Annotated in this window: 21 protein-coding genes; 12 read left to right on the forward strand and 9 right to left on the reverse strand. The window is 71.8% G+C overall.

Annotation, left to right across the window (positions count from 1 at the left end; translation table 11 throughout):
• Window positions 1–93 precede the first annotated feature (93 nt).
• From ACFY3D_RS23075 to ACFY3D_RS23090, 4 genes are all read right to left on the reverse strand, one after another.
• Window positions 94–687, reverse strand: a complete 594-nt coding sequence (locus tag ACFY3D_RS23075) for a hypothetical protein (protein WP_389982227.1) — start codon at window positions 685–687, stop codon at window positions 94–96.
• A 22-nt stretch (window positions 688–709) separates the two neighbouring features.
• Window positions 710–937, reverse strand: a complete 228-nt coding sequence (locus ACFY3D_RS23080) for a hypothetical protein (protein WP_350947260.1) — start codon at window positions 935–937, stop codon at window positions 710–712.
• 74 nt (window positions 938–1011) lie between these two features.
• The gene (locus tag ACFY3D_RS23085; RefSeq protein ID WP_362901412.1) at window positions 1012–1611 is read right to left on the reverse strand and encodes a hypothetical protein; all 600 of its coding nucleotides are present in this window, start codon (window positions 1609–1611) and stop codon (window positions 1012–1014) included.
• A 260-nt stretch (window positions 1612–1871) separates the two neighbouring features.
• Entirely contained in the window at window positions 1872–3053 is a 1182-nt protein-coding gene (locus ACFY3D_RS23090) for a cation diffusion facilitator family transporter (protein ID WP_389982230.1), read from the reverse strand.
• A 48-nt stretch (window positions 3054–3101) separates the two neighbouring features.
• Here ACFY3D_RS23090 and ACFY3D_RS23095 point away from each other — a divergent pair, with 48 nt between their 5' ends.
• The 3 genes from ACFY3D_RS23095 (at window position 3102) to ACFY3D_RS23105 (ending at window position 5119) form a co-directional block, all read left to right on the forward strand.
• Complete coding sequence (locus tag ACFY3D_RS23095; protein WP_350947263.1) at window positions 3102–3458, forward strand: metalloregulator ArsR/SmtB family transcription factor; 357 nt, start codon at window positions 3102–3104, stop codon at window positions 3456–3458.
• A 115-nt stretch (window positions 3459–3573) separates the two neighbouring features.
• On the forward strand, window positions 3574–4308 hold the full coding sequence (locus tag ACFY3D_RS23100; RefSeq protein ID WP_389982233.1) for an ArsR/SmtB family transcription factor: 735 nt from the start codon (window positions 3574–3576) through the stop codon (window positions 4306–4308).
• A 49-nt stretch (window positions 4309–4357) separates the two neighbouring features.
• Window positions 4358–5119, forward strand: a complete 762-nt coding sequence (locus ACFY3D_RS23105; RefSeq protein WP_389982236.1) for an SRPBCC domain-containing protein — start codon at window positions 4358–4360, stop codon at window positions 5117–5119.
• A gap of 40 nt (window positions 5120–5159) precedes the next feature.
• On the opposite strand, the gene ACFY3D_RS23110 is transcribed toward ACFY3D_RS23105, so the two are convergent.
• Window positions 5160–5735, reverse strand: coding sequence for a dihydrofolate reductase family protein (locus ACFY3D_RS23110; protein ID WP_389982519.1), 576 nt, complete (start codon window positions 5733–5735; stop codon window positions 5160–5162).
• Between the two features lie 67 nt (window positions 5736–5802).
• A complete protein-coding gene (locus ACFY3D_RS23115; protein ID WP_389982239.1) occupies window positions 5803–7224 on the reverse strand; it encodes an MFS transporter in 1422 nt (473 codons plus the stop codon).
• A 46-nt stretch (window positions 7225–7270) separates the two neighbouring features.
• On the opposite strand from ACFY3D_RS23115, the gene ACFY3D_RS23120 reads away from it, so the two are divergent.
• The gene (locus ACFY3D_RS23120; protein WP_389982242.1) at window positions 7271–8725 is read left to right on the forward strand and encodes a PLP-dependent aminotransferase family protein; all 1455 of its coding nucleotides are present in this window, start codon (window positions 7271–7273) and stop codon (window positions 8723–8725) included.
• Window positions 8726–8818: 93 nt separating this feature from the next.
• Here ACFY3D_RS23120 and ACFY3D_RS23125 read toward each other — a convergent pair whose 3' ends face one another.
• On the reverse strand, window positions 8819–9676 hold the full coding sequence (locus tag ACFY3D_RS23125; protein ID WP_350947268.1) for an NAD(P)H-binding protein: 858 nt from the start codon (window positions 9674–9676) through the stop codon (window positions 8819–8821).
• A gap of 115 nt (window positions 9677–9791) precedes the next feature.
• Here ACFY3D_RS23125 and ACFY3D_RS23130 point away from each other — a divergent pair, with 115 nt between their 5' ends.
• The 5 genes from ACFY3D_RS23130 to ACFY3D_RS23150 all read left to right on the forward strand — a co-directional run bounded on the left by ACFY3D_RS23130 (window position 9792) and on the right by ACFY3D_RS23150 (window position 14395).
• A complete protein-coding gene (locus ACFY3D_RS23130) occupies window positions 9792–10208 on the forward strand; it encodes a winged helix-turn-helix transcriptional regulator (protein ID WP_389982246.1) in 417 nt (138 codons plus the stop codon).
• A gap of 147 nt (window positions 10209–10355) precedes the next feature.
• On the forward strand, window positions 10356–10784 hold the full coding sequence (locus ACFY3D_RS23135) for a nitroreductase family deazaflavin-dependent oxidoreductase (protein ID WP_389982249.1): 429 nt from the start codon (window positions 10356–10358) through the stop codon (window positions 10782–10784).
• 270 nt (window positions 10785–11054) lie between these two features.
• Entirely contained in the window at window positions 11055–12458 is a 1404-nt protein-coding gene (locus ACFY3D_RS23140; protein ID WP_389982252.1) for a helix-turn-helix domain-containing protein, read from the forward strand.
• A 232-nt stretch (window positions 12459–12690) separates the two neighbouring features.
• Window positions 12691–13695 (forward strand): hypothetical protein, encoded by a 1005-nt coding sequence (locus tag ACFY3D_RS23145; protein ID WP_389982255.1) that lies wholly within the window; start codon window positions 12691–12693, stop codon window positions 13693–13695.
• Window positions 13577–14395, forward strand: coding sequence for a maleylpyruvate isomerase family mycothiol-dependent enzyme (locus ACFY3D_RS23150; protein ID WP_389982258.1), 819 nt, complete (start codon window positions 13577–13579; stop codon window positions 14393–14395). Before ACFY3D_RS23145 ends, ACFY3D_RS23150 begins: the two co-directional genes overlap by 119 nt.
• A gap of 150 nt (window positions 14396–14545) precedes the next feature.
• Here ACFY3D_RS23150 and ACFY3D_RS23155 read toward each other — a convergent pair whose 3' ends face one another.
• Window positions 14546–15187 (reverse strand): response regulator transcription factor, encoded by a 642-nt coding sequence (locus tag ACFY3D_RS23155; RefSeq protein WP_350947273.1) that lies wholly within the window; start codon window positions 15185–15187, stop codon window positions 14546–14548.
• A gap of 170 nt (window positions 15188–15357) precedes the next feature.
• Here ACFY3D_RS23155 and ACFY3D_RS23160 point away from each other — a divergent pair, with 170 nt between their 5' ends.
• From ACFY3D_RS23160 to ACFY3D_RS23170, 3 genes are all read left to right on the forward strand, one after another.
• Window positions 15358–16377: a FecCD family ABC transporter permease gene (locus ACFY3D_RS23160; RefSeq protein WP_389982261.1), complete on the forward strand. Its 1020-nt coding sequence runs from the start codon at window positions 15358–15360 to the stop codon at window positions 16375–16377.
• Window positions 16374–17402: a FecCD family ABC transporter permease gene (locus ACFY3D_RS23165; protein ID WP_389982264.1), complete on the forward strand. Its 1029-nt coding sequence runs from the start codon at window positions 16374–16376 to the stop codon at window positions 17400–17402. Before ACFY3D_RS23160 ends, ACFY3D_RS23165 begins: the two co-directional genes overlap by 4 nt.
• Before the next feature lie 149 nt (window positions 17403–17551).
• A complete protein-coding gene (locus ACFY3D_RS23170; RefSeq protein WP_389982267.1) occupies window positions 17552–21196 on the forward strand; it encodes an amino acid adenylation domain-containing protein in 3645 nt (1214 codons plus the stop codon).
• Between the two features lie 124 nt (window positions 21197–21320).
• Here ACFY3D_RS23170 and ACFY3D_RS23175 read toward each other — a convergent pair whose 3' ends face one another.
• On the reverse strand, window positions 21321–21749 hold the full coding sequence (locus tag ACFY3D_RS23175; RefSeq protein ID WP_389982270.1) for a hypothetical protein: 429 nt from the start codon (window positions 21747–21749) through the stop codon (window positions 21321–21323).
• Between the last annotated feature and the right edge of the window lie 64 nt (window positions 21750–21813).

Here is a 21813-nt window from a genome sequence, read left to right on the forward strand (position 1 = left end):
CGATCGTACTTCGTGTGCGATTGCAAGGTGTGGATCTCGGCCCGCACCGGCCGACGACCATCGGCGGGGGCGGCGGTCCGGCTTCCCCGCGCCTCAGGTGGTGGCGATCGTCAGGTCCGCGCGGGCACGGACGTCGTCGCGGGCGTGGAAAAGCTCCTCCTGGGCCGCCCAGCGGTCCCAGTGCGGAGCGTAGAGATCGCCGTCGCGCTCCAGCGCGCGGGCCTTGCGTATCTCGTCGGGCGCCTCCAGCCACAGCAGGCCGCTCAGGTACGGCGCGGCGGCGAGAGCGCCGGAGCCGGTGCCGTCGAGAACCAGGATCTCGGTGACCGGGACCTCGTGCCACTCGGCGTAGCCGCCGTCCGCCCAGTCGTAGCGCCGCCATCGCGCGGGCCGCTCCAGGCTCAGCGGCCGCAGCACCCACTCGACCAGCGCGCCGACCCCTCCCCGCAGGCCGTCCCATCCGGGATAGAGGTCGTCCATCCGTACGACGGGCGCGGCCAGCTCCGAGGCCACGGCGGTGGCGAGGGTGGACTTGCCCGATCCCGAACGCCCCTCGACCGCCAGGACGCGGGTACGGCCCGCTCGGGCGGGGCGGGTGCGCAACCAGCGCGAGATCCGCGGCACGTGGCCGTTCACATCGGAGTCACGGGAGGTGCCGCAGGCCGGTTCGCGCACGGTTTCGCGCACAGGGGGCGAGCGATGGGTGGGATCACGCGCTCCGGCGGGTGCGCCAGCGGGTCAGGATCTCACGGTCGGAGTCGCGCTCCTCGACGTCGCGGCGGCGCTGCTCGTCCTCGTCCTGAGCGAGGGGCAGCCAGTCGGGGTATTCGGGGTCGTCGCGGCCGATGTCACGGGTGCCGTCGACCTTGGTGCCGTTGTCCAGCGTGGTCGTCGCGGGGACGCGGAGGGTGCCCCCCGGCAGCATGGTCACGTTCATCGCGTGGCCTTCCCTTCGTCTCTCCTGACCGCTGTTCGCTCAGCATAGCTCCGGGGGTCGTGGCACGCCCACGGTCAGCCGATGCCGTACTGCCCGGACAGCCGGTGGTACACCTGCTCGGCCTCCGTCTCCTCGCCGATCAGGTGGAGCAGCCGGGTGGCCCTGCGGGTGAGCACGCAGGCGAAGGCCTCGGCGAACAGTTCGGTGACGTCGTCGCGGTAGGGCGGCCGAAGACGGTCACGGGTGCGGGCGTGCAGGCCGGTCCAGAAGGGCGAGTGCGAGGGAAGCCGGTCCATGTGGTCGGTGGCGTGGCCGATCTCGTGCCCGCACACCGACACCGAGGGCGAAGGCGCGCTCCCCACCCCGATCCGCCGCTGCCGGGGATCGTACACACCCGCGCTGCGCTCCCAGTGGCCCGCCTGCAGGGGCAGCGCGACACCGCGCAGCCACTCGAAGCCGGGAAGGTCGGGCACCGACCCGGGACCCACCACGATGCCGCCGCTCAGGTGGGTGGTCAGGCGGGTGGCGAGAGCCTGCGGCACGGCCGCCAGTGTGAGTATCGCGAGGAGCGTTTCCGCCGGTGGGAACGTGCCAGGCTCCCAGGTGCGGGTCAACCGCGCCTCCAGCGGGCCGACGTGCAACCAGCCGGGGCGTCCTCTGCTGTGATCGGCCAACGCAGCCGCTTCTCCTGGATCGGGGGGTGAGCCGCCACGGCTTGCGGCCGGGCCGATCCGGTCCACGGGCCGCGACGGTGATCATGTGAGACTACATCTCCCGCGCCGGGCTCGCATGGGTACGTCCGCCTTCGCGATGCCGAAGCCGGTGAGGATCACTCCCGCGCCGGGTTCGCGCGGGCAAGGCTCCATCGGGCCCGCCCGCACCTTCGCGGGGAGGGAGCTTGGCTCGGAAACCGCGGGCCGCTCGTACGGAGCGCCTACCGGTGCCGGTGTCCGACCAGGACGGCGTGGTGATCGGCGCCTTCCCCGTCGTCCGGGTCGGCGTGCACGGTGGCGGCACCCAGGTGGGGCAGGTGATGGATGAGCCGGTGCTCGGCTTCCACCGCCACGGTGTGCGCCTGGAGCAGCGACAGGTCTTCACCGACCACGATGTCGACCTCGGCGCGCAGTGTGTGGCCCACCCAGCGCAGCCGCACCGACCCCACTCGCCGCACGCCGCGGGTGGCGGCCAGGATCCGCTCCGCGTGATCGACCAGGGCCGGATCGACCGCGTCCATCAGCCGGTGGTAGATCGCGCGGGCCGCGTCCCTGAGGACGAAGCAGATGGCCACCGTGATCAGCAGGCCGACGATCGGGTCGACGATCGGGTAGCCCAGCGCGGAACCGCCCGCGCCGAGCAGCACGGCCAGCGAGGTGAGGGCGTCGCTGCGGGCGTGCAGTCCGTCGGCGACGAGCGCGGCCGATCCGATCTGGCGCCCGACCCTGATCCGGTAGCGGGCCACCCACTCGTTGCCCGCGAAGCCGATCACCGCCGCCGCGGCGACCCAGCCGAGAGCCCGCACCTCCTGGGGATCCGCCAGGCGCCGCGCTGCCTCGTACCCGGCGAGCGCGGCGGAGGCGGCGATGATCAGAACGATGACGATCCCGGCCAGGTCCTCGGCTCTGCCGTAGCCGTAGGTGAACCTGCGGCTGGCGGCCCGGCGCCCGAGGAAGAAGGCGATCGCGAGGGGGATCGCGGTGAGCGCGTCGGTGACGTTGTGCAGTGTGTCACCGAGGAGGGCGACCGAACCGGAGAAGGCCACGACCACCGCCTGGAGGACGGCGGTCACCATGAGCACGGCGAAGGAGACGGCCAGCACGCGCAACCCACGACTGCTGGACTCCAGGGCGGAGTCGGTCCTGCCCGCGCTGTCGTGGCTGTGCGGGGTGAGGGCGTGGCCGGCGCGTGAGAGCAGCCTTACGAACCGGCGACCGGCGGGGCCCTGCCGTTCGTGTCCGTGTTCATGGACGGATCCGTGTCCGTGTCCATGCTCGTGGCGCTGATCGTGCCCGTGCCCGTGTCCATGTCCGTGCGCGGGCTCGTGGCGCTGATCGTGCGGAGAGCCGGAGTCGGTGGACTCGCGGGGGGACGGAGAACCGGCGTCCTGCTGGTCGGACATGGCTACCTCGTTTGCGGCCGATGCGCTTTTCCCGGAGTATATGTAGTCATGTATGCACGCGACAATGAATCAGGTGACAAGTCGTCGCAGGAGCAACCCACCGGCGCTCAGGTGGAGACCGCCGTCGAAGCGTTCCGGATGCTCAGCGACGCCACCAGGCTGCGCCTGATGTGGCTGCTGTCGTCAGGGGAGTACGACGTCGGCTCGCTCGCGGAGGCGATCGGGGTCGCGCGCCCCTCGGTCTCCCAGCACCTGGCGAAACTCCGCCTCGCCGGACTGGTGCGCACCCGCAGGGACGGCCGCCGCGTGCTCTATCGGGCCCGCGACGCCCATGTCCGCGCGCTCATCGGTGAGGCTCTTTTCCACGCCGATCACGAGGTCTCCGGCATTCCGCGCCACGACTGACGCGCACCGGGCGGCGACGACTGGGCCGGCCGCCGATGTGATCGCGACTCCTCGTGGTGGCGGCCGGCCGATCCGCCAATTGACAGATTAATTTGTCTAATGGTTCCATGGGGTCGTGACGCCGACCGAGATGACACTCATGGACGAGCCCGACCGGCTGCGCGTGGCGCTCACCCCGATCCGCCGGCGGCTTCTCGCCCGCCTGCGCGAGCCCGCCTCCGCGGTCCAGCTCGCGATCGAGCTGGAGCTGCCGCGTCAGCGGGTCGGATACCACCTCAGGGTGCTGGAGGAGGCCGGGCTGATCGAGTTGGTGGAAGAGCGCCCACGGCGCGGTTTCGTCGAGCGCGTCATGAGGGTCACCGCGAACGCCTTCCTCGTCGATCCCGGCGTGCTCACCTCACCAAACGGAGCCGACGGAGCCGACGAAGCCGGTAAGGCGGACGGAACCAGCGGTGGCGAGGGGGATGACGACGGGGCTGCCGAGGGGTTCTGCCGGGTCGCCGACCAGTACGCCGCCGAGCATCTCGTCGAGGTGGCCGCCGACACCGTGCGCGACGTCACCCGCATGGCCGCCGCCGCCGACCGGAAGGGCGTCCGGCTGCTGACGTTCACCCTTGAGGCGCGGGTGCGCTTCGCCGAGCCCGGTGACGTGCACGACTTCACCGACGCGCTCGCCGACGCTCTCTCACAGGTGGCGGCACGCTTCGACACTCCCGGCGGGCGGCCCTACCGTCTCGTCGCCGGTGGACATCCGGCGCCCGGCCCGCGGGAAACCGGCGGGCACGACACCTCGGACACGCCGGAAAGAGACGGGTCCTCGGTCCCCGAGGCGCCGGAAACCGGCAGCTGACATCCCCTCCCCGGCCCATGGCCCGGGGTCCCCACGTTGGAGACATCCCATGACAGACGAGCCGTTCTCCCTTGAGGTCACCATCGCCGCACCCGTCGACGACGTGTGGAACGCGCTGCGCGACCCCAAGCTGATCCGACGCTGGCACGGTTGGCACTTCGAGGGTCTCGACGAGGAGATCGAGGTCATCTACCACCAGAACGTCGTGGAGTCGGCCGCCGAGCGCCGCATGGAGGTCCAGGGCGGCGACCTGTTCGAACTGGCCGACCTCGGCGGCCGTACGCACCTGCGGATGACCCGCGCTCCGCGAGGTGGCAACCCCGAGTGGGACGACTACTACGACGACATCAGTGAGGGCTGGATCACCTTCGTCCACCAGCTCGCGTTCGCCCTGGAACGGCACCCGGACGCCGACCGGCGCACGGTCTTCCTCTCCGGTGCGGCGGCCACACCGGTGCTGGAGGCCACCGGCCTCGCTGCGGTCGCCGGGCTGCCCCCGGCGAGCCCGTACGAGTTGCGGGCCCCCACCGGGGAGACGTTGCGCGGTCAGGTCCGGTTCCGTTCGGCCAACCAGCTCGGTCTCACCGTCGACGGCTGGGGCGACGGCCTGCTGGTCGCCGCGCAGAACCCGCCCTCGCCCGCCAATCCGGGCGGCGCCGCCATGATGGTGCTCACCACATACGGCCTCGACGACGGCGCGTTCGCCGATCTCGAATCCCGCTGGAACGCGTGGTGGGGACGGAACTTCCCCGAGGTGCCCGCGAACGACGGTGAGGCTCCCGCCGACGCGAAGCAGGAGCCTGACGTGTAACGGAGTCCTGATGGACGGAAGGTTCCAGCGGCGCCCTCCTTTATCTCAGCACGCGGAACCGCAGATGCGTGACGCGTGCCGACCCGGCCACAAAGGTCCTCTCCAGCTCGACGTGGTCACCGGCCAGACGGTCGAAGAGCCGGACGCCCGTCCCGAGCAGCACCGGTGCGAGCTGGAGCTGGATCTCGTCCACGAGTCCGGCTCTCACGAGCTGTTCGGCGATGTCCGCCCCGCCCATCACGAGGACGTTCTTCTTCCTCGCCGCCTCCCGAGCCCGCCGGATCGCGCTCTCGAGGCCGTCGGAGACGAAGGTGAAGGTCCCGCTCGTCATGGGCAGCTCCTTCCGATCCTCGTGGGTGAGCACGAAGGACGGCGCGGGGAACGGCGTGTCCTTCCACAGGCCCACGCCCACGTCGAAGGTCCGCCTGCCCAAGACCACCGCACCCGTCGAGGCGGACAGGTCCCGATGCACCCCGGCGTCCACCTCCCGGTCGGCGTCGTCGTTGAACAGCCATTCGTGGAGCCGTTCGCCGCCCTCACCCATGGGGCGCTCGACGCTGACGTCGGGGCCGGCGACGAAGCCGTCGATCGACATCGTGATGTTCAGCAGAACCATTCCCACGAGATTTCCCCTTTGTCGCCGGAACCCGTGTCGCCGGGCCCCCGTTGTCACGCCTTGGTCGTCAGGGCTCGGGGGTTGAAACCCTCGCAGATGGACGCGTGTCTCCCGTGGCGGGCGGGAGGTCATCGCTCTCCTGACGCGGGTCATGCCGTCGTGTCTCGTGTTTTTTCACCGGGATGTGCCTCGCCCGGTCGTACAGGGCGGGTGCGAGTGCGGTGAGCAGCACGCCGGCGGTGACGGCGAATCCCGCAGGGTAGCCCACCGGTCCTGCCAACAACCCGAACCCGACCGCGCCGACGCCGAGCCCGGCGTCGTAGGCGAGGTTCCAGGTCGCGCTCACCTGGCCGAAGGCGGATTCGGGGGCACGCTCGAACATCAGCGCCAGGGTCGCGTTCTGGGCCATGCCGTATCCCGCCCCGAAGAGCCCCATGCCGACGATCATCGCGACAGGGTTGTCCACCCAGAAGAGTCCGGCAGTGCCGAGAGCGGCGGCCAGGACGGCGGGGGCCAGCAGGCGGGCGGAACCGTGGCGGTCGCCGTACCGGCCCGCCGCCCAGCGCGCGAACGGCGTGGCACAGGACTGCACGAGCAGGGCCACCGCGACCAGATCGCGTGATCGCCCGGGTGCGGCCAGCGGGAGGAAGGTGAGCAGGACACCGGCCGCCGGTGTCACCAGGGCGAAGACGAGCGCGGGCCTGGCGATCCCGCCGTCGCGGAGGACGGCGGGCCCGCGCCGAGTTCGGCCGTTGCCCTCGTGCCCCTCCTCGTGCCGCTGGGGCCGCGCTCGACGGGAGGGCAGACCGGGAACGGCGGCCAGCGCGAGCAGTGACAGCGCCGCCCCTGCGGCGAAGACGGGCCCGTAGCCGACGTGCTCGCTCAGCCAGAGTCCCAGCGGCAGGCAGGCGATGGAGGGGACCCCGACGGCCACCCCGTACAGTCCCAGTCCCTCGCCGCGCCGATCGGCGGGAACCAGTTCGGCGATCAGGGCCGCACCGGCCACCACCACGAGCCCGAGCCCGGCACCCCGTGCCAGGCAGATCCCCAGCAGTGAGGGCATCGACGCCGACGCGGGCAACAGGAGGGCGGGTGCTCCGAGCAGGAACAGGCCCAGTCCCATGACCGTCCGGTAGCCGTGCGCACGCAGCAGCGTGGGCACCGCGAACTCCGTCAGCACGGTCCCCAGCATCATGGCGCCGGTCGACAGGCCCGCTCCCACACCGCCCGCGCCGGATGTGGCCGCGTACAGGGGGACGACGGGCGCCAGCAGGTAGAAGCCGCCGAGGGCACCGAGCGAGGCGGTCAGCAACAGGACCATCGGGCGGTTCAAGATGCCGGTGCCGCCCCGCGGCCTCTTTCCCGCGTCCTTCGATGTCTCCTCGCAGACCCTCTGGAGATCCCTGCCGCTCCTCCGGGTCTCCCCGTCGCTCCCCGCGGGCCCCATGCCGCCGGGAATCTCCGCGGAGGCGCCCTTCTGGTGATCCATGGGCCGACCCTAGAGCGGAACCGGCTCAGCGGTAAGGTCCGCTTTCATGTCGATCGAGTGGACCGGTTCGGGGCCCGAACTCCCGTTGCCTGTCGACAGGAACCGGCCGGAACCACTGCGTGTGCAGCTCGAACGCGCGCTGCGCGAGAGCATCCGCGCCGGCCGGCTGGCAGCAGGGGAGCGGCTCCCCTCCTCACGCGTCCTGGCCCGCGACCTCGGCGTCTCCCGAGGCCTGGTGACCGAGTGCTACGCGCAGCTACAGGCCGAGGGCTACCTCGTCACGCGTGGCGGCTCGGCCACCCGCGTGGCGGCCGAGGCCCGCCCGCCGGTGGCCGAGCCGCAGCCCGTGCCCGCTGCGCCGTCCTCCCTCTCCCCGCCGTCCGAGTCCACCGCGTTCACCGGGCCCGTTCGGATCGACTTCCGGCCCGGTGTGCCCGACCTGTCGAGCTTCCCCCGCGAGCGGTGGAGCCGGGCCCTGCGGCGCGCCTGCCGCGATGCGCCCGGTGACCTGCTCGGTTACGGCGATCCTTACGGTGACCCGGTGCTGCGCGATGTGCTCGCCGCCTACCTGCGGCGGGTCCGCGCCGCGGCCGCCGACCCGTCCCACACCGTCGTGTGCGCGGGGTACGCGCAGGGACTGCAACTCGTTCTGCGGGTGTTGGCGGGGGAGGGGGTGCGCGTCGTGGCCGTGGAGGATCCCGGTGACCCCGACTGCCGCGCCGTCGCCACGGCGCTGGGTTTCGACCTCGTCGCGGTGCCCGTCGACGAGCGCGGTATCGACGTCGGCGCGCTCGCGACCTCGGGTGCGCGCGCCGTGCTCCTCACCCCCGCACATCAGTCGCCCACCGGTGTCGTACTGGCTCCCGACCGGAGACAGGCGCTGATCGCCTGGGCCGTCGCCCGCGACGCGACGATCGTCGAGGACGACTACGACGCCGAGTTCCGCTACGACCGCGAACCGGTCGGTGCCCTGCAGGGACTCGCCCCCGACCGGGTGGCGCTCATCGGTTCGGTGAGCAAGTCGCTCGCCCCGGCTCTGCGTCTCGGATGGATCCTCTGCCCGCCTCGCCTGTCCGCCGACGTCGCGGACCAGAAGCGGTTCGCCGACCGGGGCTCGCCGGTCTTCGACCAGCTCGCGCTCGCCGATCTGTTGAGCTCAGGTCAATACGACCGCCACCTGCGCCATATGCGGCCACGTTACGCCGCCCGGCGCGCGGCCCTCGTCGAGGCGCTGGGACGGCACGCGCCCGAGGTCGAGCTGCGCGGGCTGGCCGCCGGTTTCCACGCGGTCGCCCAGTTGCCGCCGGGCGCGGACGAGCGTGCCGTGGTCGAGGCCGCCCGCCGCCGGTCCGTTGGGTTGTACGGGATGAGTGGTTATCTCCTCGGCCCTCCGGAAGGGCGGCCGTCTCCCGCGCGGCTCGTCCTCGGATTCGGCAACCTGACCTCGGACGCCGTCTCCGACGGCATCGCCACCGTCGCGGACCTGCTGCGGGGCTGTTGAGCCTCCGGAAGGTCCCGATGGCTCAACGGTGCCGGTGCCGTCTTCTCGCAGGACCCACCGCCCACGTCGGAACGGCGGCTTCGTCGCGAGGGCTCACGCCTCCTTGAGGATGGCGGCCACCGACTCGCGCAGCGGTGTGGTGGGGCGGCCGATGAGGGCGCTGAGCTCGCCCGGGGTGGGGGAGAGGGCTCCGCGGACGATGTCGAGGTCGATGTCGGCGTACATGGTCGCCGCCGGCTCGGGCAGGCCCGCGTCGATCAGTGCCTGGCGGTAGTCGGCGTGCGGCAGGTCCTGGTAGACGACCGGCCTGCCGGTGGCCGCCGACACCTCGGCGGCCAGTTCGGGCAGGCTCCACGCGGTGTCGCCGGAGAGTTCGTAGATCTTGTCGCCGTCCTCCTCGCGGGTGAGCACGGCGACGGCCGCGGCCGCGAAGTCGGCTCGGGCCGCGCCGGCGACGCGGCCCTCACCGGCGGCGCCGAAGATCACACCGTGCTCGACGCCCTGAAGGACGGACGCCGCGTAGACCTCGGTGTAGAAGCCGTTGCGCAGGAAGGTGAACGGGATCCCGGAGGCGCGGATGTGTTCCTCGGTGCCTCGGTGGTCGGCGGCCAGTGCGAGGGGCGTGGTGTCGGCGTGCAGCACGCTGGTGTAGACGATGCGGGCGACCTCGGCCGCTCTGGCGGCGTCCACCACGGCGCGGTGTTGTCCGAGTCGTCGTCCGACGGCGTCGCCGGAGATGAACAGGACCGTGTCGCCGGGCGCGAAGACTCCCTTGAGCGTCTCCGGCCGCTCGTAGTCGGCCTCCTTGATCTTGACGCCGCGCGCGGCCAGATCGGCCGCCTTGCCGGGATTCCGCACGGCGGCCACGACATGGTCGGCGGGCACGCTCTCCAGCAGTCCGTCCACCACCAGCCGGCCGAGCCGGCCGGTGGCACCGGTGACAACGATCATTTCACTTCTCCTCGCTCGAAGGGTTCGCCGCCAGGTTAGTACTAACTAATAGATAGCGCCAACTAAAAGTTAGTACTCTCTTTGGGGTGGCGTGGCGAGAAAGTAGGGTGGAAGGATGGACGACCGGGTCGCGATCCCGCAGGACGAGTTCAGTCAGCTCACCTTCGACGTCTTCATGCGCGGATGCGTCTCGCGCGAGACGATGGAGCACATCACCGGCCGCTGGGGCATCCTGGTCTTGGTCGCGCTCCACGAGGGGACCTATCGCTTCAACGCCCTGCGCCGCCGGGTCGACGGAGTGAGCGAGAAGATGCTCGCCCAGACCCTGCAGGCACTGGAGCGCGACGGCCTGGTCCACCGCGAGGCCGAGCCGACCATCCCCCCGAAGGTCGAGTACAGTCTCACGCCGCTCGGTGCCCAGGCGGCCACGCGCCTGCTCGACCTCATCGAATGGCTGGAGGGTGAGATGCCCGCGGTGATGGAGGCCCGTGCGCGTCACGACCAGGCCAGAGGCGATCACCGGACGACGTAGGCGGGCCACCCGTCGCGTCGTACGCGTCGGTCCGGCGGCCGGCGACCCTCATCGCGGAACGAGGCGGCGAGGAGGGCGAGGCCGGATCGGTGCGCGGCCGGAAGCGTGGATCAAGAAATGTCGCCGAGGGTCGATAGCGTGTCCGGCATGAGCGACAAGATCATTGATTTCCCCACCGACTGGGTCTCCGCGCACCTTCGCACCTATGTCGAGTCGAACGGCGCGGAGGGGCACCTCTACTACGGCAGGCCCACCCTGCTGCTCACCACCGTCGGGCGCAGGTCTGGGCTGAAGCGGCGCACCCCGCTCATCTACGGTCGCGACGGCGACGCCTACGTGGTCGTCGCCTCCAACGGCGGGGCCGACGAGCACCCGCTGTGGTACCACAACGTGGTGGCTCTGCCGCAGGTCGAGGTGCAGGTGCGGGCCGAGGTGTTCACCGCCGTCGCGCGGACCGCGACCGCGCGGGAGAAGGCCGCCCTGTGGGAGCAGATGGTGGGAATCCACGGTGAGTACGCCGACTACCGGCGCAAGACGGCTCGCGACATCCCGGTGGTGATTCTCACCCGTGCCTGAGGCTTGATCCGGTGTGCGTACCGCCGGGCGGCCTCGTCGGGGTGGTTGTCACGTGGAGTGCGCGGTGTGCGATCTCGACCGAGCCGGCAACGGGGCGAGCGGGCGTGCCGCTCGCCCCGGTGACACTCGCTGCGAAACCCGTGTGAAACGGTCAGTTGCTACGGCTCCGCTAGCCAGGAAGAGCAGTACGATCTACTGTAATTGACAGTAAACCGTGCGTAAGGAGTGGGACGTGGATCTTATCGTGCCGCCGACGGAACGGCTCTGGTGATGGCCGGTCAAGCAACCATCGGTGACCGCATCCGCGGATTGCGGTTGAGCAGGCACATGTCCCAGGCGCAGTTGGCCGGGCCAGACCTGTCTGACAGTTATGTTTCGCTCATCGAGTCAGGAAAACGGACCCCCACACCGGTCGTCACGCGCCTGCTCGCCGACCGACTCGGCTGCGGCATGGAGTTCCTCCTCCACGGGATCGAGCCGCACCAGCGCGTCGACACCGGGCTCGCCCTGCGTCAGGCCGAACTCGAACTGTGTCACGGGGACCCGGCCGCCGCGGCCGAGCTCTTCGCCGACACGGCCAAGGCGGCGAGTGACGACAGCGCCGTGCTCGCGGCGCAGGCGCGTTTCGGTCATGCTCGCGCGCTGGAGGCCCAGGGGGACACGGCGGGGGCGGTCGAGGTCTACGAGCGGCTTCGCCACGAGGCCGTGACGCATCCCGAGCGTCTCGCCGTCCTTCCCGTCGCCGTGGCGCTCTGCCGCTGCTACCACCGTGCCGGTGACACGATGCGTGCCCGGGATCTCGGGCTGGAGGCCCTGGCCCAGGCCGAGCGGTTCGGGCTCGACCGGGGCGAGCTCGCCCTCGACCTCGCCGCGGTGCTCGCCGAGACCGAGATCGACTTCGCGTACGTCGAGCGCGTGCTGGCGATCTCCCCGCTGCCCGACGCCGTTGACCGCGACTCGGAGGTTCTCAGCCTGTGGCGGGCCAGTACGGCCGCGGCGGAGGAGGAGGACTCGTCGCTCGCCGCGCGGCTCGCGGCGGAGGCCGTCGCCGCAGGCCGGCCCGCGCGGATGGCCATCCGCCACGTCCAGAGCGCGATGCGCTGGGCATGGATCGCCACCGTGCGTCCCGAGGACGCCGACCTCGACCGGGCGGGTGAGTTCGCCGCCTCGGCGGTCGAGATTCTCTCGCGCCTGTCGGCCGGGACGATCGAGCACGCCCGTGGCCTGGTCGTGCTCTCCCGCGTGCGGCTGCGCTCCGGGGACGTGGAGGCCGCCACCGGTCTGGCCGAGCAGGCTCTCGGCCTGCTCGCCGACGTGCGGGGGACGGTGCCGGCGATGGCACACGTGGTTTTGGCCGAACTGGCTCTGGCACGCTCCAAAAACGGGGGCCCGACACTGGTGAAGGCGCAGGAGCTGCTCACCGATCCGGACACCTCCGGGGCTCCCGTCGTCGACCGGGAGTCGGCCAGGCTCTGGCGTGAGATCGGTGACCTCTGGGGCCGGGCCGGGGCGGCCGAGGAGCAGATGAACGCCTATCGCAGGGCGCTCGAAACGGTGGGGATCGGTCCACGCACGGAAGCACCGTCCGGTTCGAAGTGGCGTGAGGTGGCGATCCCGGCGAGTCCGGCGATCCCCGCGCACCTCGGGGTGTCGCACGAGTCGAGAGCCGGGTGACGTTTTCGCCCTGACGCATTGACGCCGTGCCCCTCCGACCTCTTTGGGGTGGGCACGCGTCGATGACACATGGGCGGGTGCGCCTCGTTCGCCGCGATTTCCGGCGCGTTCACGAAATGGGCTGTGAGGGCTTTGTCATGCCCTGGGCGGCGGGCTCGAAGGTGAACCGCGGGGCGATGCGTAACGCCGTGCGGAAAAAGTGGATTTCACCCGGTTGCCGTATGCCGATCCCATGACGAAACGGGACGTCCGGCCGGGAACCCCGTACATCAGCGAGGAGATCCTCCCGGACCCCTTCGAGGGGCAGGACTTCGTGCTCGGGCCGGGAGTGCACCTGCACTGGTCGCTTCCGGACGCGCTGACCCGGCTCGTCCAGGAGGACGGGAAGACGCGGGTGCCCGCCGTGCCGAACCGGTGGCTGGTGACGCGCCGCAGGGACGAGGTGTTGGAACGTTCCTGGGTGGTCGAGAGCGACTACCCGGCCGCACCGGGCGACGCGAACGCGGCCGGGATCGCGTTCCCCATGACCGACGGCGGCGTTCCGTTCCGCAGGCTCGGCCGGGCCGTGCCCCTTGAGACGTGGCGGCCCGGCCTGCCGGGAGACAGGCTGCCGCAGGTGACGGCGATCGGACACGGCGATCCGGCCTTCGCGGCCTTCTACCCGGGTTGCCACAGCGTGTTCGGTTTCCACGACACCGACTTCGCCGGCTCCCGCCCGCCGAGCGGCACCCGGTACGAGGTCGCGGGCTGGTTCTCGGCCGCCGCGCAGGACACCCTCGCCGGCCTGACCACCGGTGCCGGATGGCGGGCCGCGCTGGCGGACGGGTTCGGCTGGGGTGTCCCCGACGGCAGCGCCCGCCCGGCGTCCACGGTGTGCTACGCGTCGCTGATCTTCAGACCGGACGGGCGGGCCGTCAGCCCGCTGCCGTACGACCAGGACGGTGGCGTGTTCGTCGGCACGAGCGCGACCGAGGCGCTCGCCGCCCACCTCGGTACGGTGCTCGACGGGGTCGCCCCCGACGAGGCCGAGAACCTGCTCGAAGCCCTCGGCACGAAAACCTGTGGCCAGGTGTCGTGCCGAGGCGGTTCACTGTCACGGCATGACGATCTTCGGCCCCGTGATCGACACCCGGCCTCTGTTCCCACGCGAACGTCGCGCGCTGCTCGACCTGCTCGGATCACTGGATCCGCAGGACTGGGAGCGGCCGACGGTCTGCCCGGGGTGGAATGTTCATGACGTCGTCGGACACGTCCTCAACGACTACCTGCGCCGGCTCTCGGGTGGTCGGGACGGGTACCGCGGCGCCGTTTTCGCCGACGATGAGACGTTGCCCGCCTACCTGGCACGTGTCAACGAGGAGTTCGTCCGGGCGTTTCGTCAATGCAGCCCGCAGGTGATGATCGAGCTGCTGGCCCACCTGGGCCCCGAGCTCGACGCCCTGTGGTCGGTCCGCGACCTGGACGCCCCCGCCGATCTGGACGTGTCCTGGGCCGCCACCGATCTGACCAGTCCCGCCTGGCTCGACATCGCCCGCGAATACACGGAGTTCTGGGTCCACCAGCAGCAGATACGCGATGCCGTCTTCCGCCCGGGCGCCGACGACCCGGATCTGCTGGGTCCCGTCATCGACACGTTCCTGCGCGCGCTGCCCCACACCCTGCGGGCCGAGACCCGCTCCGAGGGCACGGTCATGCGATTCGACGTCACCGGCTCGGCGGGCGGTGTCTGGTTTGTCGCACGACAGGCCGGTCGATGGCAGATGGCCGCCGACGACACGGTGGACGAACCCGTCGCGCACGTCACGATGGATCAGGATGTGCTCTGGCGTCTCGCCAGCCGGGGAGTCACCGTCGAGGAGGCGCGACGACGTTCGGACACGCACGGCGACCTCGGCCTCACCTCGGCCGCGACCACTCTCCTCGCGGTCGTCCGGTAACCCGCACGGCGGGTCCTTCGTCACCGAGACGCCGGAACGGCGTGGCACCCGGCCGGGGTGGAGCGTCCCGCGCGACCGGAGTGGTGGCGACGACCGAAGCGGTGACGATCCGCCCGATGCCGGTGACCTCGGCGTCGGGCGGAGATCCTGTCAATCCTGCCGGCGGGACTTCAGCCGCGCTGACAGGGCCGCCGCCTGGGTGCGGCGCTCCATGCTGAGCTTGGACAGCATGTTGGAGACGTAGTTCTTGACGGTCTTCTCGGCCAGGTGCATCCGCTCGCCGATCTGCCGGTTGGTCAGGCCCTCGCCGATGAGTTCCAGGATGTGCCGCTCCTGGTCCGTCAGCGCCTCCAGGGGGTCCTTGCGGGCGGCCTGCTCGCGCAGCCGCGCCAGCATGGCCGAGGTCGTCTGCGGGTCGAGCAGCGACTGGCCGCCCGCCACCGTACGCACGGCGCCCACCAGGTCCGAGCCGTGGATCTGCTTGAGCACGTAGCCGGACGCGCCCGCCATCACCGCGTTGAACAGGGCGTCGTCGTCGGCGAAGGAGGTGAGCATCAGACAGGCCAGATCCGGGACCCTGGAGCGGACCTCCCGGCACACGTCCACCCCGTTGCCGTCGGGCAGGCGTACGTCCAGGACGGCGACGTCGGGCCGCAGCGCCGGAATGCGAGCCACCGCCGATTCGGCGGTCCCCGCCTCGCCGATCACCTCGATGTCGCCCTCGGACTCCAGCAGCGCGGCCACGCCCCGCCGTACCACTTCGTGATCGTCGACCAGGAACACGCGAATCATGCCTCGGATGGTAGTCCTCTCACGACCTCGCCTGTAGGGACCTAGGTCCTCAGCGGGTCCTCAGCGGGTCCTCAGCGCCGCCGTACGATCTCGCGGGTCACCGGCCGGGCTCCCCGGGGAGCGGGATCTTTCCCTCGCCACCTGGGTTAGGTTAGGCTAACTTTAATCGCGTGCCTCCTCCCGTAAAGAGCGCGTACCTCGCCAAACGGCTCGCCGGTCTGTGTCTGCTGGGCGGCCTGTTGCTGCTCGCCGTGCTGGCCGGAATCGTGATCGGCGCCAAGCACATCCCGCCAGACCAGGCCCTGGCCGGAGTGTTCTCCCCGGACGGCTCGGAGAACGCGCTGATCATCCAGGAGTTGCGGCTGCCGCGCACCCTGCTCGGGGTCGCCGTCGGTGCGGCGCTCGGACTGGCGGGCGCGCTCATGCAGGCGCTGACCCGCAACCCGCTGGCCGAGCCGGGCCTGCTCGGCGTCAACGGCGGCGCGGCGGTGGCGGTCGTGACGGTGATCGGCCTCTTCCGGGTGGACGACGTCCTCGTCCACGTGTGGGCGGCGTTCCTCGGAGCCGCAGGAGCCGCGCTGCTCGTCTACCTGATCGGGGCGCGCGGCCGTTCCGGCGCCACACCCGCGCGGCTCGTCCTCGCGGGCGCCGGGATCAACGCGGTGTTCAGCTCGCTGACGGCGGGGATGATGCTGCTCAGCCCGCGCAGCTTCAACGGCTTCCGCTTCTGGCAGGTGGGCTCGCTGTCCGGGCGTGACCTCGCCCTCTTCGTGCGGATCGGCCCGTTCCTGCTGGCGGGAACGGTGCTGGCGCTTCTCCTGGCGCGCCCGCTCAACGCCCTCGCCCTGGGCGAGGACGCCGGGCGCGCACTGGGTGCCAGGCCGGGCAGGACCCGCGCGCTGGGGGCGCTCGCGATCGTGGTGCTGTGCGGTGCCGCCACGGCGGCGGTGGGCCCGATCGCGTTCGTCGGGCTGGCGGTGCCCTTCATGGTCAGGGCGCTGGTCGGCCCCGACCAGCGCTGGGTGCTGCCGTACTCACTGCTGCTGGCGCCGGTGCTGATGCTCGCCGCCGACGTCCTGGGGCGCGTGGTCGCGGCGCCCGGCGAACTGGAGACGGGCCTCGTCACCGCGTTCCTCGGCGCTCCCCTCCTGGCACTGATGGTCCGTCGCGGAAGGGTTCCGCAGCTGTGAGCACGAATCGTGTCCTGCGCGTCGGGACGATGTCCCTGCGATGGGAGCCGCGCGTCGTCGTGGTGTGTGCCGCGCTGGTGGCCCTCGCGCTGGGGACGGCGGTGGCGGTGGTCGGCAGCGGTGACTTTCCCGTCTCCGCCGCCGAGGTGGTGGGGGCGCTGACCGGCCGGGGGGAGCGGGCCACGGAGTTCATCGTGCTCACGTTGCGCCTGCCCAGGGCGCTCACCGGCCTGCTCGCCGGCGCGGCGCTCGGCCTGAGCGGGGCCGTCTTCCAGAGCATCACGCGCAACCCGCTGGGCAGCCCGGACATCATCGGGTTCACCACCGGGTCGGCGACCGGCGCGCTGCTGCAGATCCTGGTCATCGGCGGCGGCGCCTTCGCCGTCGCGGCCGGCTCCGTCCTCGGCGCGGTGCTGACCGCGCTCGCCGTCTACCTGGTCGCCTACCGGGGCGGGGTGCACGGTTATCGGCTGGTCCTGGTCGGGGTCGCCGCGGCCGCGATGCTCGAGGCGTTCAACGCCTATCTCGTCACCCGCGCCGAGTTGCGCGAGGCGTACGAGGCGGCGTTCTGGCTCACCGGCAGCCTGAACGGCAGGGGCTGGCAGCACGCGTGGCCACTCGCCCTGGCGATGGCCGTCCTCGTACCGGCCGCGCTGGCCTTCGGAGGCCGGCTGCGCATGGGCGAGCTCGGGGACGACGCGGCCCAGGCGCTCGGCGTGCCCGTCCAGCGGACGCGGGCCGCGCTCGTGGTGATCGGGGTGGGGCTGGTGGCGGTGGCGACCGCGGCGGTGGGGCCGGTCCCGTTCGTCGCGCTCGCCGCGCCTCAGCTGGCGCGCGGACTCACCCGCAAGCCCGGTACGCAGCTCGTACCGGCCGCGCTGATGGGCGCGACGCTGCTCGTGCTCAGCGACCTGGTGACGTTGCACCTGCCGGTCGCGGTGCCGGTCGGCGTGGTCACCGGGGTCCTCGGCGGCGTCTACCTGGTCTGGCTGCTCTCGACCGAGGGAGTGCGAGGACGGGCGTGAGCGGCCGGGTGTTTCGAGGTGACGGCGTGCTGAGGGCCGTGGCGCTCGGAGAGGCCGCGCGTCCTGGATCCGCGAGTCGTGATGAGACGCGCGTTGACGGCCGAACGCCTCTAAATTAGGTTAGCCTTACCTGACTTAAGGGGAGCTTCGTGCTGACCAGGGAAGAACTGCACCGTTCGCTGACGGACCTGCTCGGAGAGCGGGTGGAGGCACACGACAATCTCATCGAGCTGGGCATGGACTCGATCCAGCTGATGGGACTGACCGGCCGCCTGCGCCGCCTCGGAGTCGAGGTCGGCTTCGCCGAACTCGCGCGGCGGCCCACGCTGGCCGAGTGGTGGCAACTGCTCGCCGAGCGCGGCGCCATCGCGCCGCACCCGCTTCCGTCCCCGGACTCCGCTTCCGAGTCTGTTTCCGGGACCAAGGCCGGTTCTGCTTCGGATTCCGAGTCCGAGTCCGGCTCAGGCTTCGGTGTCGCCCTCGACGGCGTTCCCGCCCCTGCCGCGGAACGGGGAGACGCGGAACCGGACGGGCCGTTCCCTCTCGCGCTCATGCAGCACGCCTACTGGATCGGCCGGGACCCCGGCCAGTCGCTCGGCTCCGTCGCCGCGCACCTCTACGTGGAACTCGACGGCCGCGAGATCGACCCCGTCCGGTTGGAGGCGGCCGTCGTGGCGCTCGCCGAGCGGCATCCGATGCTGAGGGTCGCGATCTCCGACGAGGGAACCCAGCGCATCCTGCCGGAGCGGCCGGGCCCCGCCGTCACGGTGCACGACCTGCGCGCCGTGCCGGATCCCGCCGGGGAGCTGGAACGGCTGCGCGCCGAGATGTCCACCCAGCGGCTCCCCATCGAGACGGGCCGGGTCTTCGACGTGCGGCTGAGCCTGCTGCCTTCCGGCGCGACGCGGCTGCATCTGGACGTCGACATGGTCGCCGCCGACGCGATGAGCTACCGCACGCTGCTGGCCGACCTCGCGGCGCTGTACGAGGGCGAGAACCTGCCGCCGATCGGGTACGGCTACGCGCGCTATCTCGCCGCCGACCCGCGCGCCGAGGCACGCGACCGCGACCGGCGCTGGTGGGGTGAGCGGCTCGGCGAGCTGTCCGGGCCACCCGAGCTGCCGGTCGTGCCGCAACCGGGCGACCGCGTCGTCCGCAAGCACCACTGGCTGCCTCCCGAGGACAGGCGGCGGCTCATCGCCCGCGCCCACGGCGAGGGTGTCACCCCCGCGATGGCGCTCGCCGCCGTCTTCGCCGAGGTGATGGGCGCCTGGTCGGCGACCCCGCGCTTCCTGCTGAACCTGCCGCTGTTCCACCGCGAGCCGATCCACCCGGACGTGGACGCCGTGGTCGGCGACTTCACCGGCTCCATCCTGCTTGAGGCCGACCTGTCGAGGGAACTGCCGTTCACCGAGCGCGCCCGCGAGGTGCAGGCACTGATGCACACGGCCGGTGAGCACAGCGACTACTCCGGCCTGGAGGTGCTGCGGGACCTGTCGAGGTCGCGGGGCGAGCAGGTGCTCGCTCCGATCGTCTACACCAGCGCGCTCAACCTCGGCGAGCTGTTCGGCGACCGGGCGCGGCGCAGCTTCGGAGAGCCGGGGTGGATCATCTCCCAGGGGCCGCAGGTGCTCCTGGACGCCCAGGTCACCGAGGTCTCCGGCGGACTGCTGCTGAACTGGGACGTACGCGACCCCGCCTTCCCCGAAGGCGTCGCCGACGCGATGTTCGCCGCCTACACGGGGGCGATCACCCGCCTGGGCGCGCCGGACGCCGACTGGAGCGAGCCGCTGCGCATCGGAGCCTCGCCGCACCAGCTACGCCTGCGGCACGAGCTCAACGCCCAGCCACCGCCGCCCGCGCGGACGCTGCACGAGGAGTTCTTCGCGCGGGCGCGCCGCACCCCCGGCCTCCCCGCGCTGCACTGGGGTGGCGATGGCACGGGCGGCACTCGTGGCGCCGACGACGTCGGTGGCGATGGCGGCACGCTCACGTACGGTGAGCTGGCCGACCGTGCCCTGCACGTCGCCGCCCATCTCGTGGAGCGAGGGGTACGGCCGGGTGACCGGGTCTCGGTCGAGCTGCCCAAGGGGCCGGACCAGGCCGTGGCGGTGCTCGGCGTGCTGGCGGCCGGGGCCGCGTACGTGCCCGTCGGAACGGGGCAGCCCGCCGTCCGGCGGGAGAGGATCCTCAGGACGGCCGGGGTCGCGGTCTCGCTCACCTCGACCGTGACGCACCCCGCGCCGCTGGACGGGCCGGTGCCCGTCTCGCCCGACCAGGTCGGCTACGTGCTGTTCACCTCCGGCTCCACCGGGGAGCCCAAGGGCGTCGAGGTCTCGCACCGGGCCGCGATGAACACGATCGGCGATCTGGTCGAGCGGTTCTCGATCGGCGAGGCGGACGTGTCGCTCGCCGTGTCGGCCCTCGACTTCGACCTGTCGGTGTTCGACCTGTTCGCTCTGTGGTCGGCCGGCGGCGCCGTGGCGATCCCGCTGGAGGACGACCGTCGCGACGCCACCCGCTGGGCCGATCTGGTCGAACGGTGGTCGGTGACCGTGCTGAACTGCGTGCCGTCGGTGCTGGAGATGCTGCTGCGCACCGGCCCCGCGCCCAGCCTGCGGCTGGTGCTGCTCGGCGGCGACCGGGTCGGCACGCACCTGCCCGCGCTGCTGCGGGAACGCTCGCCGGGGGCACGGTTCGTCGCGCTCGGCGGTACGACGGAGACCGCCATCCACTCGACCGTGATCGAGGTCGACGGCGAGGTGCCCGCGGACTGGACGACGGTCCCGTACGGCGTCCCGTTGCGTGGGGTGGCCTGCCGGGTCGTCGACGAGGCCGGGCGCGACCGCCCCGACTGGGCGCAGGGCGAGCTGTGGATCGGCGGCGCGGGTGTCGCGGACGGCTACAGCGGCGACGCCGAGCGCACCGCCGACCGGTTCGTCGTCCACGAGGGCATCCGCTGGTACCGGACCGGGGACATGGCCCGCTACCGGCCCGACGGCACGCTGGAGTTCCTGGGACGGCGCGACCACCAGGTGAAGGTGCGCGGATTCCGGATCGAACTCGGCGAGGTCGAGACCGCGCTGGAGAGCCACCCCCGGGTGCGCCGCGCCGTCGCGCTCCTCGCCGACTCGCGCCTGGCCGCCGCGGTCGTGCTCGCCGGGGAGGCGGACCAGGAGGCGGAGCCGTGGAGGACGGGGCAGGAGAAGGCCGGGACGGAGGAGACGGGACGGGAAAGGGCGGGCCTGGAGAAGACCGGGCAGGGAAAGGCGGGACCCGAGGAGAACGCGACGCGGGAACTGCTCGCCCACGTGCGAAAACTGCTGCCCCCGCACATGGTTCCCGACCTCCTGGTGCCCCTGGCGGCGCTCCCGCTCACCGCGAACAACAAGGTGGACCGCAAGGCGCTCGCCGCCCTCGTCGCAGCGGCGGCAGGGGAGACGGGCACGCCCTACACGGCGCCGGGCACGGCGCTGGAGCGGGTGCTCGCCCGGGTCGTCGGCGAGGTGCTCGGCGTGCCGAGGGTCGGCGCGCACGACGACATCTTCGCGCTCGGCGGTGACTCGGTGCTGGCCACCACCGTCATCGCACGACTGCGCGAGGCACTCGACGCCTCCTCGCTCCCGCTGCGGGCGCTGTTCACCGAGCGGACCGTGTCGCGCGTCGCCCGCCGGTTCGTCGAGGTGGAGGAGGTCCCCGGCAGGCTGGAGGCGGTCGCCGAGATCTGGCTCATGGTCGAGGACATGTCCGAGGACGAGCTCACCGAGCGCCTGGGCGTGAGGGAGTCCGGTTGACGGTCCGCGCCCCCAGGCGGGATATGACCGCCTGGGGGCGCGGTAATCGGTGCCGGTCGCCCGGGACCGCGCCTCCGGTGCGACCATCCCCTCCGCTCGCGAGCGAAGGGGATGGTCGTCGCGGTCAGCGGACGGGGGAAAGCCTCAGCACCGCCTTGTTCCGGGAGAGCGAGACCACCCGTACGCCGATGCCGTTGACCGACCCCGTCGAACGGAGGCCGAGCACCGCCTGCGAGGTGACACCGGGGCCGGTGGCCCGTACCCGCACGAAATCCCGGCCGAAGGAGACGGACAGCCGGGTGACGCCGAATCGAGGGCTGACCCGGAACCGCACCGCCTTCGAGATGGTGAGCTTGCACCTTCCGTCGTAACACGCTCGGAGGTTCGGACCGGTGGCCTTCCCTCGCGCGACGGCGCCCGTCGCCGGGGCGGCGGCCGAAACCGCTGCGAGGGCGACCGTTGGCGTTTCCGCGGGGGGCGGGCCGGACTGCGCCGGTGCGGTGCCGCCGGTCAGGGCGACGAGCAGCAGGAGGGCGGCGGTCGTCTGAGCCATGTTCTTCCTCTCGTCGTTCCTGCGGTTTCCCTCAGAGGCCGGGCCGTGGTTCGTCGGGCGGGCG

Source organism: Streptosporangium sp. NPDC000509, from assembly GCF_042898365.1.
Taxonomy (GTDB): Bacteria; Actinomycetota; Actinomycetes; order Streptosporangiales; family Streptosporangiaceae; genus Streptosporangium.

What these genes read in the sequence shown, in the direction of transcription:
- ACFY3D_RS23120 (WP_389982242.1), top strand. Translation starts at nt 7,271, where the DNA reads ATGTCGATCGAGTGGACCGGTTCGGGGCCCGAACTCCCGTTGCCTGTC.
- ACFY3D_RS23115 (WP_389982239.1), bottom strand. Translation starts at nt 7,224, where the DNA reads ATGGATCACCAGAAGGGCGCCTCCGCGGAGATTCCCGGCGGCATGGGG.
- ACFY3D_RS23155 (WP_350947273.1), bottom strand. Translation starts at nt 15,187, where the DNA reads ATGATTCGCGTGTTCCTGGTCGACGATCACGAAGTGGTACGGCGGGGC.
- ACFY3D_RS23140 (WP_389982252.1), top strand. Translation starts at nt 11,055, where the DNA reads ATGGCCGGTCAAGCAACCATCGGTGACCGCATCCGCGGATTGCGGTTG.
- ACFY3D_RS23080 (WP_350947260.1), bottom strand. Translation starts at nt 937, where the DNA reads ATGAACGTGACCATGCTGCCGGGGGGCACCCTCCGCGTCCCCGCGACG.
- ACFY3D_RS23105 (WP_389982236.1), top strand. Translation starts at nt 4,358, where the DNA reads ATGACAGACGAGCCGTTCTCCCTTGAGGTCACCATCGCCGCACCCGTC.
- ACFY3D_RS23110 (WP_389982519.1), bottom strand. Translation starts at nt 5,735, where the DNA reads ATGGTTCTGCTGAACATCACGATGTCGATCGACGGCTTCGTCGCCGGC.
- ACFY3D_RS23135 (WP_389982249.1), top strand. Translation starts at nt 10,356, where the DNA reads ATGAGCGACAAGATCATTGATTTCCCCACCGACTGGGTCTCCGCGCAC.
- ACFY3D_RS23095 (WP_350947263.1), top strand. Translation starts at nt 3,102, where the DNA reads ATGTATGCACGCGACAATGAATCAGGTGACAAGTCGTCGCAGGAGCAA.
- ACFY3D_RS23145 (WP_389982255.1), top strand. Translation starts at nt 12,691, where the DNA reads ATGACGAAACGGGACGTCCGGCCGGGAACCCCGTACATCAGCGAGGAG.
- ACFY3D_RS23090 (WP_389982230.1), bottom strand. Translation starts at nt 3,053, where the DNA reads ATGTCCGACCAGCAGGACGCCGGTTCTCCGTCCCCCCGCGAGTCCACC.
- ACFY3D_RS23125 (WP_350947268.1), bottom strand. Translation starts at nt 9,676, where the DNA reads ATGATCGTTGTCACCGGTGCCACCGGCCGGCTCGGCCGGCTGGTGGTG.
- ACFY3D_RS23130 (WP_389982246.1), top strand. Translation starts at nt 9,792, where the DNA reads ATGGACGACCGGGTCGCGATCCCGCAGGACGAGTTCAGTCAGCTCACC.
- ACFY3D_RS23175 (WP_389982270.1), bottom strand. Translation starts at nt 21,749, where the DNA reads ATGGCTCAGACGACCGCCGCCCTCCTGCTGCTCGTCGCCCTGACCGGC.